Source organism: Pseudomonas sp. H1_F01 (assembly GCF_054681425.1).
In genome coordinates, this window is record NZ_CP162823.1 from 6,206,142 (window position 1) to 6,219,290 (window position 13,149).

Consider the following 13,149-nt stretch of genomic DNA (forward strand, 5'->3'; position numbering starts at 1 on the left):
AATTGCCCGGCGGCATCGCATCAAATGGCTCAACTTGCCAATGCGACTCAAGGGCGACGAAACCACCTTTGCCACCAACGGCAGCGTTGCAACGGCACAACACTCACATCGGCCTCGAGCAGCCATTGCCGCTCATATTCCCAAGCGTGCCCGCTCCAGAACTTTCCCGCCTCGTTGGAAAAACCCAGGGTCATGATTTGATAGGTATAACCGGCATGGCCGCGCAACCAATCGAACAGCACCAGTGCATTGAAGCCCGTCGAAGGACCGACATAGCGCTTGCCACCCTCCCTGTTGACCGGATAGTTCCACAAAGGCGGTAATGGAATGCGTTCCCAAAACAAGGCCACGCCCGGCAGTGGCGACATATCCCCGGTGCACCCCACCAACATTGTGAAGCAGCGTGCGTCGGGCTGGTCGAACAATCGCTGGACCTCGGCGTTGTAAGGCAGGCCGAAGAAATAAGCGTCGGGGGCATTAAAGCCATGGACGAACACATTAACGCTGCGCGGGCTGAGCAGTGCCGACTTCACGCAGGTATTGAAGGTCACGACCACGTCGTCACTGCCGATATCGAGCGCCTGGAAATCGGCCGCAGTGATCGCTGGATTATTCGCCACCAGCACCACCCGTGACGCTCTTCCCAAACAGTCCTTCAACGCCTGGGGCAACGCCTCCGCCAGCGATTGATGACCGCCCGGCAATCTATCGAGCGCCATCTCATCATTGATTTGAGGTACACGATCCGCCATGTCGTTTACCCCGGCACATTCATGCCATAACGCAGCTTGACCCATCCGCGAGTGAATACCGAAGGGGCTTGCCAGGGGCGCATTTCACGCTGGATTTCCTCGGCCAGGGCCCGCCCGACACGCGCAAAAGAATAGCGGCTCTCGGCGAAGGCTTGGCCATTGCGGGCGATCCGCGCGGCCAGTTCCGGATCACGCTGCAGCAGCTCGAGCTTCTGCACCGCCTCGTCCTCGGAACGATAGAAAACGGTGTTTTCCATGTCCTCAAAGCCCAGCAGTCGATCTTCCTCGCCCTGACTCCAGGCCAATAACACGCAACCGCAGGCCATGGCCTCGAAGTTTTTGATCATGAACTCCCCCATTCCCAGGTCGGCGCTGACAAAGATCTTGATGCGGTTGAGTGTCTCCAGATACTCGCGCCCCGATTGGGTGCGTGTCACGAGCATGCCGGTGCGTTGTACCAGGGATTCAAGCAGCGCTTTGCGTTGAGCATATTCAGTGCTCTTGAGACTGCCGAGAAAACCAATGGGGATATCGCGGACACTGTCGGTATTGCGCAGCATCTGTTCGTCATAACCTTTGGAGACGAACACCGCATCGATGTTCTCGGCTTGCATCCGGCGAGCCACCACAGCCCCTGACACCAAGGCGCGGCAACTGGGCAAACGACGGTACAGACGCGAGTAAACGCCCTGATATTTACTTTCAGGCATGTAGTTCTGATAAGCGTCGTGCTCCAGGAAGATCAGCCCCGGAATACACTTCAATACGCTCAATTGCGGTGCCAGGCGCTTGACCCGCGAAAAAATCACCACCCGATCGAAATCTTCATAATTGACCGAGGCCAGGAACTTGCCAAGTTTCATTTGCTGCGGCTTACTCAAGCGATAGATTGTGCAGTCGTCGCAATTCTCTCGCACGACTGCATACAATCGATCAAGGATCACACGCTGTTCATCCATAACCAGAAGCATGATTTTCATAAGTTAACTAACCACGAAACGAAACGAGCTGGCCCCATGAGCAAGCTCAGGCCGCAAAGGCAACGCTTGCCATATAAGGCCTTCTCTGGAATACAAAATGATCCCTTCAACGGCTGCGAATCTTCTCGACAATCGCCGTCGTCGAACTATTTGCCACCAGCCCCAACACCTTCACTGTACCGCCGTAGGCCGTGACGATGTCCGCACCCACGACCTGATCAATCCCGTAGTCACCGCCCTTGACCAGCACATCCGGCTTGACCTGGCGCAGCAGGTTTTCCGGCGTTCCCTCGCTGAAGCTGATTACCCAGTCCACCGCACCCAGGCCGGCCAGGACCGCCATGCGCCGGTCGACGCTGTTGATCGGACGCCCTGGCCCTTTGAGACGGCTCACGGATGCATCGTCATTGACCGCGACGATCAGGCGATCGCCTTGGGCCCTGGCCTGCTCGAGGTAGGTCACGTGGCCCGCGTGCAGAATGTCGAAGCAACCGTTGGTGAAGACGATTCTTTCGTTGTGGGCACGGGCGTCGTCAACGGCCAGCAGCAGTTGCTCCAGGCCCAGCACGCCTCGCTCGGAGCCTTCCTCGCGCTGGATGGCGCGACGCAGCTCGGGGGCGCTGATAGCTGCCGTGCCGAGCTTGCCGACGACAATGCCTGCCGCCAGGTTCGCCAGGGCGACCGCATGGGGCAATTCCTCGCCTGCAGCAATCGCCGCGGCCAGGGTGGAAATCACGGTGTCGCCAGCACCCGTCACGTCGAACACTTCACGGGCACGGGCCGGCAGGTGTAACGCAGGGTGATCGGGGCGCAACAGGGTCATGCCATGCTCGCCACGGGTTACCAGCAAGGCGCCAAGGTCGAGGTCTTGCATCAGTTGCGCGCCTTTGCTCACCAGTTCGTGCTCATCGGCACAACCACCAACGATGGTTTCGAATTCACTGAGATTCGGCGTGATCAGGCTGGCACCACGGTAGATGGAGAAATCCTTGCCCTTGGGATCGGCCAGGACCGGAATGCCACGGGCACGAGCGGCCTGGATCAGCGACTGGTGGTTTTTCAACGCGCCTTTGCCATAGTCCGACAACACCAGCACCTTGATGCCTTCAAGCAGGTTGTCGACCTCGGCACCGAGGGCCAGGGGATCGGTGGCGAAAGGTTCTTCGAAGTCGATGCGCAGCAGTTGCTGGTGACGGCTCATGACCCGCAGCTTGACGATGGTCGGCTGGTGCGCGATGCGCTGGAATATCGCACGCACGCCGGCGCCCTTGAGACTGTTGGTCAGGCTGTCGGCAGCCTCGTCGTCGCCAGTTACGCCCACCAGGGAAGCCGGCGCGCCGAGGGCGGCGATGTTCAGGGCAACGTTGGCGGCACCACCGGGGCGATCCTCGATGTGTTCGACCTTGACTACCGGTACCGGCGCCTCAGGGGAAATCCGTGAGGTACCGCCATGCCAATAGCGGTCGAGCATGACATCGCCGACCACCAATACAGGGGCTTGATCGAATCGCGGCATGGACAACTTCATGGAGCATCCCACATACAAAATGAACAGGGCGGGGATATTAGCACAGGGCGAACGAAGGCTTGTCCATGGCTGCAACGCGAAGCCAGGATGTGTGCTCGATCAGATTTGCAGCAACGCCGTTAGTCGCGCACAAGCCTGGGCCAGATCCACCTCGCTGGTGTTGATCTCACAGTCCGGCGCAAGCGGCGCCTCGTAGGGACTGTCGAGCCCGGTGAAGTTCTTGATCCGCCCGGCAAGGGCTTCGCGGTACAGCCCCTTCGGGTCACGCTGGGCACAGACACCGAAAGGGGTACTCACATAAACCTCCACGAAGGTGCCCTCGGGGAACAGCTGTCGGGCCGCTTCCCGGTCAGCGCGAAACGGTGAGATGGCGGCAACGATGACGATCAGGCCGGCGTCGATCATCAAGCGCGCCACTTCGGCAATGCGACGGATATTTTCCTTGCGGGCCTCGGCATCCATGCCCAGGCCCCGGCACAACCCCTGGCGCAGGTTGTCGCCATCGAGCAGGGCCGTGTGCAGGCCCATCTGGTTGAGCTGGACTTCCAGGGCATTGGCCAGTGTCGACTTGCCCGCCCCCGACAGCCCGGTCAGCCAGATACAGCGGGGGCGCTGGGCTTTGATGGCGGCCCGATCCTCGGGCGTGAGCGCCTGCGCACAAGGACGAATCTGCACCTGTTGCATCGATACCTTTGACGTTTCATTCATAACCAAGCATCTCGTAGTCACGTTGGTACACCCGCCGCACCAGCCGACGGGTCCGTACCGAGCAGATTTCCCTTACCGGCACCGCAGCGCGCTGCCGGGTGCGGTTCACATGAGGCAACGTCGCGGCCAGCCCCAGATGCTCGCATATTCGCTGAAAGTCCCGACCGAGGTATTCCTGATAACCGATGAAGTCCATCGCCAGGTGGCCGAGGGAGTCGGTAAGGAAGTCCGTCTGGGCAGCGAAATGCATTTGCCGGGTGATGTTCTCCGGATGCAGCCAACGCGCGACGAAATCATCGAAGTCGCGGTATTGGCCAACCAGTCTCTGGGCCGCAAGATCCCGCGGCCCCAAGGTGTTGCCACGCAGGAAAGCATAGGCCGAATATGCACGTTCCAGCGGATCACGAACAAAGGCAAACTTGAAACTGGCGGCGTACTGCTTTGCGAACTGCTCTTCGTACCAATACAACGGCAGGTGACCCGGGCTGTAGCCATCGAAAAGCCCCACGCAAATACTGCTGCCGGCGCATTTGGGCACATGGATGAACAGGCAGCCGCGCTGGGCGAAAGCTTCGGGGAAACGGCAATTGGCCGACATCGATTTGTTCACGACCTGTCGGTCGACAACCGACAGGCGCCCCAATAGAAAGGAGCGCTGCGACTTGGGCAGTAGCTTCCAGAGATAACGTTGCAGCATTCAAGTACTCGCGCGAGAGGGTGCCCCCTCGATGACAGAGGTGAGTCCAGGAAAGTCCTGTGGCCAGAACCTTACCAAGCGCGAGTCGTAGATTTATGGTGGATTGGTCAATATGGGTATCGACCTTGTTACAAATGCCTTTGGGGGCTGAGCCGGCCCAGCCCCGCAGGTTCCACTTGTATTCAGGCGATATCCTGGGCCGGAGCGTCCAGCCCCATGGCATTCAGGCGTGCGTAATAACCATTCTGCGCCAGGAGTTCGCCATGGGTCCCGCGCTCGACAATGCGCCCCTGATCCATCACCAGGATCAGATCGGCTTTTTCGATGGTCGAAAGACGGTGGGCTATCACCAGGGTCGTACGGCCTTTCATCACCTGGTCCAGCGCAGCCTGGATGTGTCGTTCGGACTCGGTATCCAGTGCGGAAGTCGCCTCGTCCAGAATCAACAGCGGGGCGTTTTTCAACAAGGCCCTGGCAATGGCCAGGCGCTGGCGTTGGCCGCCGGAGAGCAACACGCCGTTTTCCCCGACCTGAGTGTCCAGGCCTTGAGGCAGCTGCCTGATGAAGTCCATGGCATAGGCGTCTTGAGCCGCTTTCTCGATATCGACTCGCGGCGCACCGGCCAGGTCGCCATAAGCGATATTGTTGGCCACCGTGTCGCTGAACAACGTTACATGCTGGGTCACCTGGGCAATATGACGGCGCAGATTCAATAGCTTGTACTGTTCGATCTCAACACCATCGAGCAGTATCTCGCCTTCGTCATGGTGGTAGAAACGCGGAATCAGATTAGCCAGGGTCGATTTACCACTGCCCGAACGCCCCACCAATGCAACCATCTGCCCAGGCTCGACAGAGAAGCTGATGTCGTTCAGTACCTGCCGGTCGGTATCCGGGTAGGTGAAGCTCAGATGGCGCACGTCCAACCGCCCGCTGACAGCATCACGCTCGATGGTACCGGTATCGGTTTCCGGCTTGACATCCAACTGCTCAAAGATGCTTTCGGCCCCCGCCACGCCTTTCTGGATGGTGGAACTGACTTCCGACAGCTGGCGAATCGGCTTGGGCAGCAAACCGGCCAAGGTAATGTAGGCCACCATGTCGCCCGCCGAAGCATCTCCACGCAAATACAAGACGAGGAACATCAGCACCGCCATGGCGCTGTAAATCACCAGTTGCAACACCGGCGTGTAGATCGCACCGGTACGAGTCATGCGCAACTGCTTGTCGGTATTGCCCTGGCTGGCCTGGAGGAAGCGTTTCTGCTCGTAGACCTCGCCACCGAAACTGCGCACGACGCGATAACTCTGGATGGTCTCGGAGGCGACATGCGTCACGTCGCCCATCGCAACCTGGATTTTCTTGCTTTGCTTGCGGAATTTCTTGCTCGCGGTACGGACCATGAGCGCGATCAATGGCAGGATCGCCACCATCACCAGGGTCAGGCGCCAGTTCATGAACAACAGTGACGCGAACAGGAAGATCACGGTCATGCCTTCACGGATAACGACCTTGATCGCATCCGTTGCCGCCCCCGTCACCATGGTCACGTTAAACGTGATACGGGAAATCAGGTGACCCGAGTTATGTTTGTCGAAATAGCGGTTGGGCAGGGTCAGCAGGTTGTTGAACAACTGCACCCGTAAGTCATGTACCAACCCTAGCGAAACCCTGGCCAGGAAATAATTGCCCAGGTACGAACCCAATCCCTGCCAGGCAGCAATGACGATGATCAGCAGCGGCACGGCCTGTAGCAACTGCAGGTCACGCAGGTAAGGGACCGTCGGAAACAGCACCGCGTTCGGATTGGAGAGGCCGTCGACGAAATACTTGAGGATGTAGCCGAGCATCGGCTGGGTGGAAGCGAAAATCAGGAACCCGATGATACTCAGCCCGAACAAGCCGATATAGGGCTTCACGTAGCCAAGCAGGCGGAAATAGATTTTCAAGCTCGAAGGGCTTGCGGGAAGACTGGAGTCGGCCATATCACGCGAATATCGATAAAAAGGAGGCTGACTTTAACACAGCTTCTTCGGTGTTCTGGCAAACCGCTAAGGCTGTTATTGTTACGCGTCTGCAAAACACCCAAAAGCCATCACCTTGAATGGCCAACCGATTTCAGGAATGAATTCCTAAGCATGTTATCCAAGCACCTCGCCACGTCCAATAGAGTTTTCGACTTCATCTGCCAATGGATTCTTCCGCTTGGCTTCTTGCTGCTGCTGTGCGCCTTGTTCTTTCTGCCGGGGCGCAGCCAGCACCATAAATTGTTCTACGGTTTGTTCAGCATCCCCGCCCTCATAGCCGTGTGCCTGAGGCCGAGCGCGTTGAAGGAACTGATCCGCGAGCCGGTTTTCGTCGCCCTCTTGATATTCGCGGGCTGGGCGCTGATCAGCCTGTCGTGGGCACCCGAGGCCGAAAATATCGCACGCCCGATCAAAACCGCATTGCATACCGTGTTCTTGTTCGTCGGCTGTTACCTGTTGGTGCGCTATCGTAGCGACCTGCTGCATCCTCTACTGTTTTGCGCGGCAACGGTCGCCCTGATCGCCACGCTCTACAACTTATATGCGTTTGCCCAGATATATCAGCCGGAAATGCGCCTGATTGGCGGCGGCGCCTTCGACAATCCACTGCTCGCCTCACACCTGTACGGCTTTTTCTGCGTCTACTGGTTAAGCCTGAGCATGCTCTGGAAAAATCGCCATATTTTCTGGCTGACCGTCCCTGCGGCACTGGTCATGTTCACCGCAGTCGTCGCTACCGGCTCACGGACCCCCTTGGTCGCATTGTGCGCCGCCGCCATCTGGATAGGCGTCCTTTGCTGGAATCGTCGTTCGCTTGCCTTGTTCAGTCTCCTGATCATTGGCGGCGGCGTCACAGGCGTATTGTTTTACGAGATGATCCTCGCCCGCGGGGACTCGTACCGCTTCGAGATCTGGCAGATCATCTTGCAGGCGATAGCCGAGCATCCCTGGATCGGTCACGGCTACGGCGCCGACCTGGAGGTGGATCCAGGCATCGGCTACATGCTGGCGGAGCCTCATAACTTTGCCCTCGGCGTCCTGTACTACGTCGGGATTATTGGCTTTGTTCCATGGATCTTTTTCCAGGCCTGGAGCTTGCTGAGCAGCTGGCGTTATCGGGTCCAGCCCTTGTTGGTGGTCGCTTCCACCTGGCTGGTATACGGCATGGCAGCGGGGCTGACTGAAGGTGGCGGCATTCTTTCCCGGCCGAAGGAACATTGGTTCCTGCTGTGGATCCCCCTGGCCCTGATCGCCGCCTTGAGCATCAATTATCGCGCCAGGCGCTTGCTGGTCACGCCTGTGCAACGGCTGACACCGCAAGCCCTGGACAGCCTTGCCTCAGGCGCCCAAGTGATCGAATCCGACGGTCTGGGACCAAAAGTCCTGCGCCTGGAGGGGGGAGATTTTCTCAAGCTGTTTCGCGCACGCCGCTGGTACACCTCGGGCGGCTTCAATCCTTATTCCGAGCGCTTTGCGGTGCACAGCCAACAATTGCAAAACCTGGGAATACCGAGCCCGACAATCCGCCACGTGTACCATCTGAACGACGGCAGCAGCGCGGTGCACTACGTTCCCCTCCCAGGGATAACCTTGCGCCAGGCGCTGCAAGATACTTCTACGCCCGCGCAGCGCCACGCCCTGGTCGAAGGCTTTGGTAAGTTCATGGCGCAACTGCACGAGCGAGGTGTTTACTTTCGCTCACTGCATCTGGGCAATGTGCTGGTGCTGGAAAACGGTGAATTCGGCCTGATCGATGTCGCCGACCTGCATCTCTATCCGTCGTCCCTCAGGATCGCGCTTCGCCAGCGCAATCTGCGCCACATGCAGCGTTATAAGGAAGATTACGGCTGGCTTTTCGAACAACATCTTGAGGCGCTGCTTGACGGTTACGCCAAGGTTGCCTCAAAACCGGCCGTCGATAACCTGCAAAAGCGTATTTTGTCGGGAAGCAACCCAGCCCGGGCATGATGCCCCCTCGAATCCCAGACTTTTAGCGCAGGCCGCTCTTCGATACCGAATGTAGCGGCCTGGATTTTTCCGCCAAAGGTGGTCGGGCTTCAGTGTTTTTCCAGCGGGCAGAAAAACAGCCGACCCAAGCCCCGCCAGGTTTTTTTATTCCAGGCCCTGAAGGGAATCTGCGCCAATAATTCACGGGCGAACGTGTGGTCGCGGTTGGACGTTTTCAGGAACATGGAATTGAGAAACTTATAGCGTACCTGGTCATAAAGCGGATGATCGCTGAACAAGGCATAGGTGCGCAGAATACTGTCGGTCATGAACCGATGGTTCTTGTAGGAGTTGGTTGCGTGCTTGCGATAGCGCGCCATCAAGACGCTCAGGCCATCGATAAAATAACCGGCCCGGGTCACTTTCAGCTCGATCAACAGGTCTTCCAGGCGAATCTGCGGATCGAACCCACCTACCTTCTCCAGCGCCTCGCGACGAATCATCAGGGTCGGTGCCGGCGGGTAGGGTTTGCGCTCCATGAACATGTCTTCGAAATCCAGTCGCCGGAAGGGTACCTCGCGGTTCTGACGACTCTCGGGAAAAAGATTCCCGTCGGCATCGATCAGTTCGATATTACCCGCACAGATACCGACCTCGGGCTTGCCGTCCATGTAGGCCACCTGAACGGCAATCCGCTCGGGCAGCATAATGTCGTCGGAACCAAACGGCACAATCAAGCTGCCACTGCAGCGGGCGACTGCTTCGTTAAGCGTATTGGTCAGCCCCTGGTTCTGCTGGACCCGAAAGTCGAAGCCATGCACCGCCTGCAAGCGCTGGATACGTTCGACACTGTCATCAGTGGAGCCATCATCGATGACCAGCAGCTCTATGTTCGGATAGGTCTGCCCCAGGACACTGAGGATGCATTCCTCAATGTATCGGCCATGGTTATAAGACGCGATGATCACGCTTACAACAGGTTGCGCGGCACTCATGACTGCTCCTTTTTGGCTTCATTCAGGCCGGTCTCGATCAGCTCAAGGTATTGCCGACGGAATACTTCGATATCGTGCTGCTCGACAAGGTATCGATAGGCTCGCTCGCCACAGGCCTTGAGCTCGGAGTCCGAAAGCCCCAGGTAGGTGTCGAGTGCCGTTATCAGGCTCGGCACATCGGCGGGTGTTACCGCCAGGCCTCCGGCCCCCTCAATCAATGGCAACATGGCCGGTACGTCCGAAGCGATCACCGGCAGATGTCCACTCATGCCTTCCAGCAGCGCCAGGCCCAAGCCTTCGGCCAGGGAGGGCATGGTCCAGATATCGAATGCCCTCACGTATTGCAGAGCGTTCTCCTTGAAGCCCAACAGGTGGGCGCGATCCCTCAGCCCCAACTGATCGATCTGCGCCGCCAGCCGGGACTCTTCCCGTCCGGTGCCAATGATCGCCAGTTGGGCCGTAGGGTATTTGTCCTTGAGCGCGGCAAAGGCTTGCAGCAGGTATGTGTGCCCCTTGACCGGAACCAACCGACCCAAGGCACCAATCAGCCTCACCGAAGGGCTGATACCCAACAGTTCACGGGCGCGCTCTCGCGGGTGCTGCAAGGCTTCAGCCTGTTGGATATCAATGGCGTTGGTGATGGCGTAGGTATTGGAATCGGTAAAACCGCAACGACAGTCCAGCAGATACTGCTTGACGGCCGGCGACACGCCGACAAACCGCCAGTGGCGATCCACCAGCCGCTGCGTCTGGCGGCGACGATAAAACCGGTCATATTCCCCGAACCCGTGGGAAATGCCGATGCACAGCGGGATTTTCAGCCATCGATTGAGCTGCAACATCATGTTGACGGGCTTGAAACGATTGCACACGACAACATCGAATTTTTCCCGGCGACAGAACTGGTACAACTGCCACATCGCTCGAAGGCGCATTCCCTTGAGCGCCTTGTCGGAAAACTCGAAATAAACCGAACGGTCTGCCCGACTGACGGCTTCGCCAGGCCCCGGGCGACCACGCAAAAAAGCCGCTGTCACCTCGTAGCGCTCACTGGGCAGGGCCTTGACGATCTGTTCCGCAAGATCGGCGAAATCATGCTGCTTAACGTTGTAATCCGGCTGCAGCTGCAGCACCTTCAACCGCTGACTCATAATTCTCCTTGGTGCAAACCCGCCGCATCAATCATCCAGGCAGGCGATGTCGCCAGCCGTTGTATCCCGGCAGGATCTGGCTCGGGCAGGGCCGACCACTCGTTGCGCTTCCAGCAGACGAAATGAAAATAAGGGAAAAGGCGGTCCCCATCCCGATCATTCGTCAGACGACCATTACGCCAGTACCAGCGAAGGGGGAAATTCTCCGAACCGTCATGCCACTTTATGCAACCACCCGGCGTGCTGAACGCTTCTGTGAACTCACTGCGTCGACGCCATGGATTGAATTTACCCACCAGGGTAAACAGCGGCTCGGGAAAATTCTTGCGCCACAGGAAAATACGGCTGAACGCCCCTTCGTCCAACGCGTGGTGCCGATCATCGGTAAAACGTTCTTTCCAGTGTTTGATCAGCTTGAACACTTCACGCGCACGGGCGCTGTTGCGTATCAAGCACAAATGGCCAGCGACACGTCGCTCATGGGTGGAAAACACGTCATGGCTGGCCAGGCGTTCAGCGGTGAAATACTGCCGAAGATCACCGTACACCAGGTCGATATCGCCAAAAGCCCAAAAGTCATAGCCGTCGAGACGATCGACATGAATGTACCCGAGGGCAGGCTTGATATCACACAGCTTGTAGGGCTGTTTCGGCCTGAATTCGATCTCCAATCGCCGGGAAACCAGCTGGCAATACGCCTCGAACGTGGTGCTTTCGACCGTCACGTTCGGTGGAAGATTTTCCGGAACACCGCAGTCACTGAACAACAGCCAATCAATATCAGCATTACGCCGGCAACTTTCGAGAAACAATGGCATCCAGAACGGCCAGCGTCCGAAATACGGAATGATAAAAAGAATACGCGGGCATGGATTGATCACAGCAAGCTCACATTCACCAAGGACGAAGGACGCTGGAGGTGGTTATGCGTCATTTATGTGTTACCTGTGCTTCGCAGGTGTCAGCAGCCAGAGGAGCTCGTGACGCCTGACCGCTTTGCGGAAAAAATCGTTCTCGCCATAAACAGACCCCACTCTACGGGTCAGGACATACTGTATCCACCGCCTCAACCGGCGCTTCAAAGGCGCAGGCGGTTGCAGGTCATGCATCATTCCCAAGGCCATGGCCTTGTCCCGCTGGGCTGCCAATGACAAAGGCAAGCTCAGGGGTTGCATCAACTGACCTGGATCGAAGACCGGCGGCAATGCCACGCCTTCTCCGGTATTGCCCATGGGCCAACGATCGTTGTCGTGCAAGTGATTGGCGTAGCCCAACAGCGTGGTCGGCTGCCATTCCAGGCCTTCGAGGGCTTGCAGGACGGCATGATGGGCGCAGAGATGGTCGGGGTGCGGATCAAGGGTCGGATGCGGCAACACAATGACCTCCGGGCGCGCCTTGAGCAGCAGTTCGCGCAGGTCCGCCAACAGGTTGTCCCAGGTCGGCGCGCCGTCGGCATCGCCGGGCAGGAGGAACGGGTTCAACTGACGGAACAGCCGGGTATCGCTCAGGTCAGCCTCGCGAGAACCTTGGGGTTGGCTCGGCGCCGCTTGCATGGCGGCCAGTTGCAGGCAGAAGTAACCCAACTGCACACAGTGCGCTTCAGGCACTCCCGCCCAACGCGGTACGGCAATGCTGTCCCAGGCGCGCAAACGGCCCTTGAGCCGCGCAGCTTCAACGCGGTCCAAGCCCATCTGTCGATAATGTTCGGCTTCGATTTCACCGGCGGTCAGCGTGACGATCCAGGCTTCGTCAGCCTGGCTGTACAAGCCGTAGGCGGCCAGCTCCGCATCGTCGGCATGGGGAGCGATGACCATCACCCGCTGGCGCTGCACTTGCGGCGACGTGAAGGACCATAGCGTCGGCTCGCCCAGCAAACGGCAATGGCGCCCGCGCAGGCGCAGCTCACCTCGGGACAACGCCGGGCCCTGCTCGCTGAGATTGAGATAGCGCAGGCCGTTGACCCCGCGCTCGAAAGTTTGCAGGTCCCTTTCACCGCCCAACATTTCGACAACCGGGTCGATGAAGCGCCCCAGCCAGGTGCTCTTGACCCGCAACGCGAGAATCAACGTCGCGCCATCGTCCAGAATCACGCCTTCGTCCAGCCGCAGCCGCCCGGCATTGAGGTGCACCTTGGGTTGCTGGGTGAACGGCGGGAAGCTGTACTGGTAATCATCCCTGGGCGAATAGAACAGATGATCGGCGAACCACGCCTCATGGGCGATCCAGCCCAGCACCGCCAACACCAGGGGCAACCACCAGGCCACTGCCACCCCCAGCAAGACCAGTGCGATGAGGGCGAGCAGCAGCCCCACGCGCTTGTTGCGACGGTGGCGCTTGAGCAACTGTTGCTTGCGACTGATCGGT

The 13,149-nt window shown here is 58.5% G+C and carries 11 protein-coding genes; 1 reads left to right on the forward strand and 10 read right to left on the reverse strand.

Annotated elements, in window-relative coordinates:
- Nucleotides 1-47: 47 nt before the first annotated feature.
- The 6 genes from AB4O09_RS27980 to msbA form a co-directional block, all read right to left on the reverse strand.
- Nucleotides 48-752, reverse strand: coding sequence for a hypothetical protein (locus AB4O09_RS27980; RefSeq protein ID WP_013692123.1), 705 nt, complete (start codon nt 750-752; stop codon nt 48-50).
- A 5-nt stretch (nt 753-757) separates the two neighbouring features.
- On the reverse strand, nt 758-1,732 hold the full coding sequence (locus tag AB4O09_RS27985; protein ID WP_003197141.1) for a glycosyltransferase: 975 nt from the start codon (nt 1,730-1,732) through the stop codon (nt 758-760).
- Between the two features lie 106 nt (nt 1,733-1,838).
- A complete protein-coding gene (hldE, locus tag AB4O09_RS27990) occupies nt 1,839-3,260 on the reverse strand; it encodes a bifunctional D-glycero-beta-D-manno-heptose-7-phosphate kinase/D-glycero-beta-D-manno-heptose 1-phosphate adenylyltransferase HldE (RefSeq protein WP_003197139.1) in 1,422 nt (473 codons plus the stop codon).
- Between the two features lie 99 nt (nt 3,261-3,359).
- Nucleotides 3,360-3,968: an adenylyl-sulfate kinase gene (gene cysC, locus AB4O09_RS27995; RefSeq protein WP_027911959.1), complete on the reverse strand. Its 609-nt coding sequence runs from the start codon at nt 3,966-3,968 to the stop codon at nt 3,360-3,362.
- Nucleotides 3,961-4,665: a sulfotransferase family 2 domain-containing protein gene (locus AB4O09_RS28000; protein ID WP_003197133.1), complete on the reverse strand. Its 705-nt coding sequence runs from the start codon at nt 4,663-4,665 to the stop codon at nt 3,961-3,963. The genes cysC and AB4O09_RS28000 overlap by 8 nt, the downstream gene beginning before the upstream one ends.
- 182 nt (nt 4,666-4,847) lie before the next feature.
- Nucleotides 4,848-6,650, reverse strand: coding sequence for a lipid A export permease/ATP-binding protein MsbA (msbA, locus tag AB4O09_RS28005; RefSeq protein ID WP_003197131.1), 1,803 nt, complete (start codon nt 6,648-6,650; stop codon nt 4,848-4,850).
- Between the two features lie 153 nt (nt 6,651-6,803).
- On the opposite strand from msbA, the gene AB4O09_RS28010 reads away from it, so the two are divergent.
- Nucleotides 6,804-8,660, forward strand: a complete 1,857-nt coding sequence (locus tag AB4O09_RS28010; RefSeq protein WP_028237539.1) for an O-antigen ligase family protein — start codon at nt 6,804-6,806, stop codon at nt 8,658-8,660.
- Between the two features lie 89 nt (nt 8,661-8,749).
- Here the strand turns inward: AB4O09_RS28010 and AB4O09_RS28015 are convergent, their stop codons facing one another.
- From AB4O09_RS28015 to AB4O09_RS28030, 4 genes are read right to left on the reverse strand one after another with little or no spacing between them, the layout of a single operon-like run.
- On the reverse strand, nt 8,750-9,634 hold the full coding sequence (locus tag AB4O09_RS28015) for a glycosyltransferase (protein WP_003197127.1): 885 nt from the start codon (nt 9,632-9,634) through the stop codon (nt 8,750-8,752).
- Complete coding sequence (locus AB4O09_RS28020) at nt 9,631-10,785, reverse strand: glycosyltransferase family 4 protein (RefSeq protein WP_028237538.1); 1,155 nt, start codon at nt 10,783-10,785, stop codon at nt 9,631-9,633. Before AB4O09_RS28020 ends, AB4O09_RS28015 begins: the two co-directional genes overlap by 4 nt.
- Entirely contained in the window at nt 10,782-11,666 is an 885-nt protein-coding gene (locus AB4O09_RS28025) for a DUF6625 family protein (protein WP_003197122.1), read from the reverse strand. Before AB4O09_RS28025 ends, AB4O09_RS28020 begins: the two co-directional genes overlap by 4 nt.
- A gap of 60 nt (nt 11,667-11,726) precedes the next feature.
- Nucleotides 11,727-13,145 (reverse strand): PIG-L deacetylase family protein, encoded by a 1,419-nt coding sequence (locus AB4O09_RS28030; RefSeq protein WP_038856476.1) that lies wholly within the window; start codon nt 13,143-13,145, stop codon nt 11,727-11,729.
- Between the last annotated feature and the right edge of the window lie 4 nt (nt 13,146-13,149).

Bases quoted from the DNA above. Each gene is read 5' to 3' on its own strand.
- AB4O09_RS27980 (WP_013692123.1), bottom strand. From the start codon at position 752: ATGGCGGATCGTGTACCTCAAATCAATGATGAGATGGCGCTCGATAGA.
- AB4O09_RS27985 (WP_003197141.1), bottom strand. From the start codon at position 1,732: ATGAAAATCATGCTTCTGGTTATGGATGAACAGCGTGTGATCCTTGAT.
- hldE (WP_003197139.1), bottom strand. From the start codon at position 3,260: ATGAAGTTGTCCATGCCGCGATTCGATCAAGCCCCTGTATTGGTGGTC.
- cysC (WP_027911959.1), bottom strand. From the start codon at position 3,968: ATGAATGAAACGTCAAAGGTATCGATGCAACAGGTGCAGATTCGTCCT.
- AB4O09_RS28000 (WP_003197133.1), bottom strand. From the start codon at position 4,665: ATGCTGCAACGTTATCTCTGGAAGCTACTGCCCAAGTCGCAGCGCTCC.
- msbA (WP_003197131.1), bottom strand. From the start codon at position 6,650: ATGGCCGACTCCAGTCTTCCCGCAAGCCCTTCGAGCTTGAAAATCTAT.
- AB4O09_RS28010 (WP_028237539.1), top strand. From the start codon at position 6,804: ATGTTATCCAAGCACCTCGCCACGTCCAATAGAGTTTTCGACTTCATC.
- AB4O09_RS28015 (WP_003197127.1), bottom strand. From the start codon at position 9,634: ATGAGTGCCGCGCAACCTGTTGTAAGCGTGATCATCGCGTCTTATAAC.
- AB4O09_RS28020 (WP_028237538.1), bottom strand. From the start codon at position 10,785: ATGAGTCAGCGGTTGAAGGTGCTGCAGCTGCAGCCGGATTACAACGTT.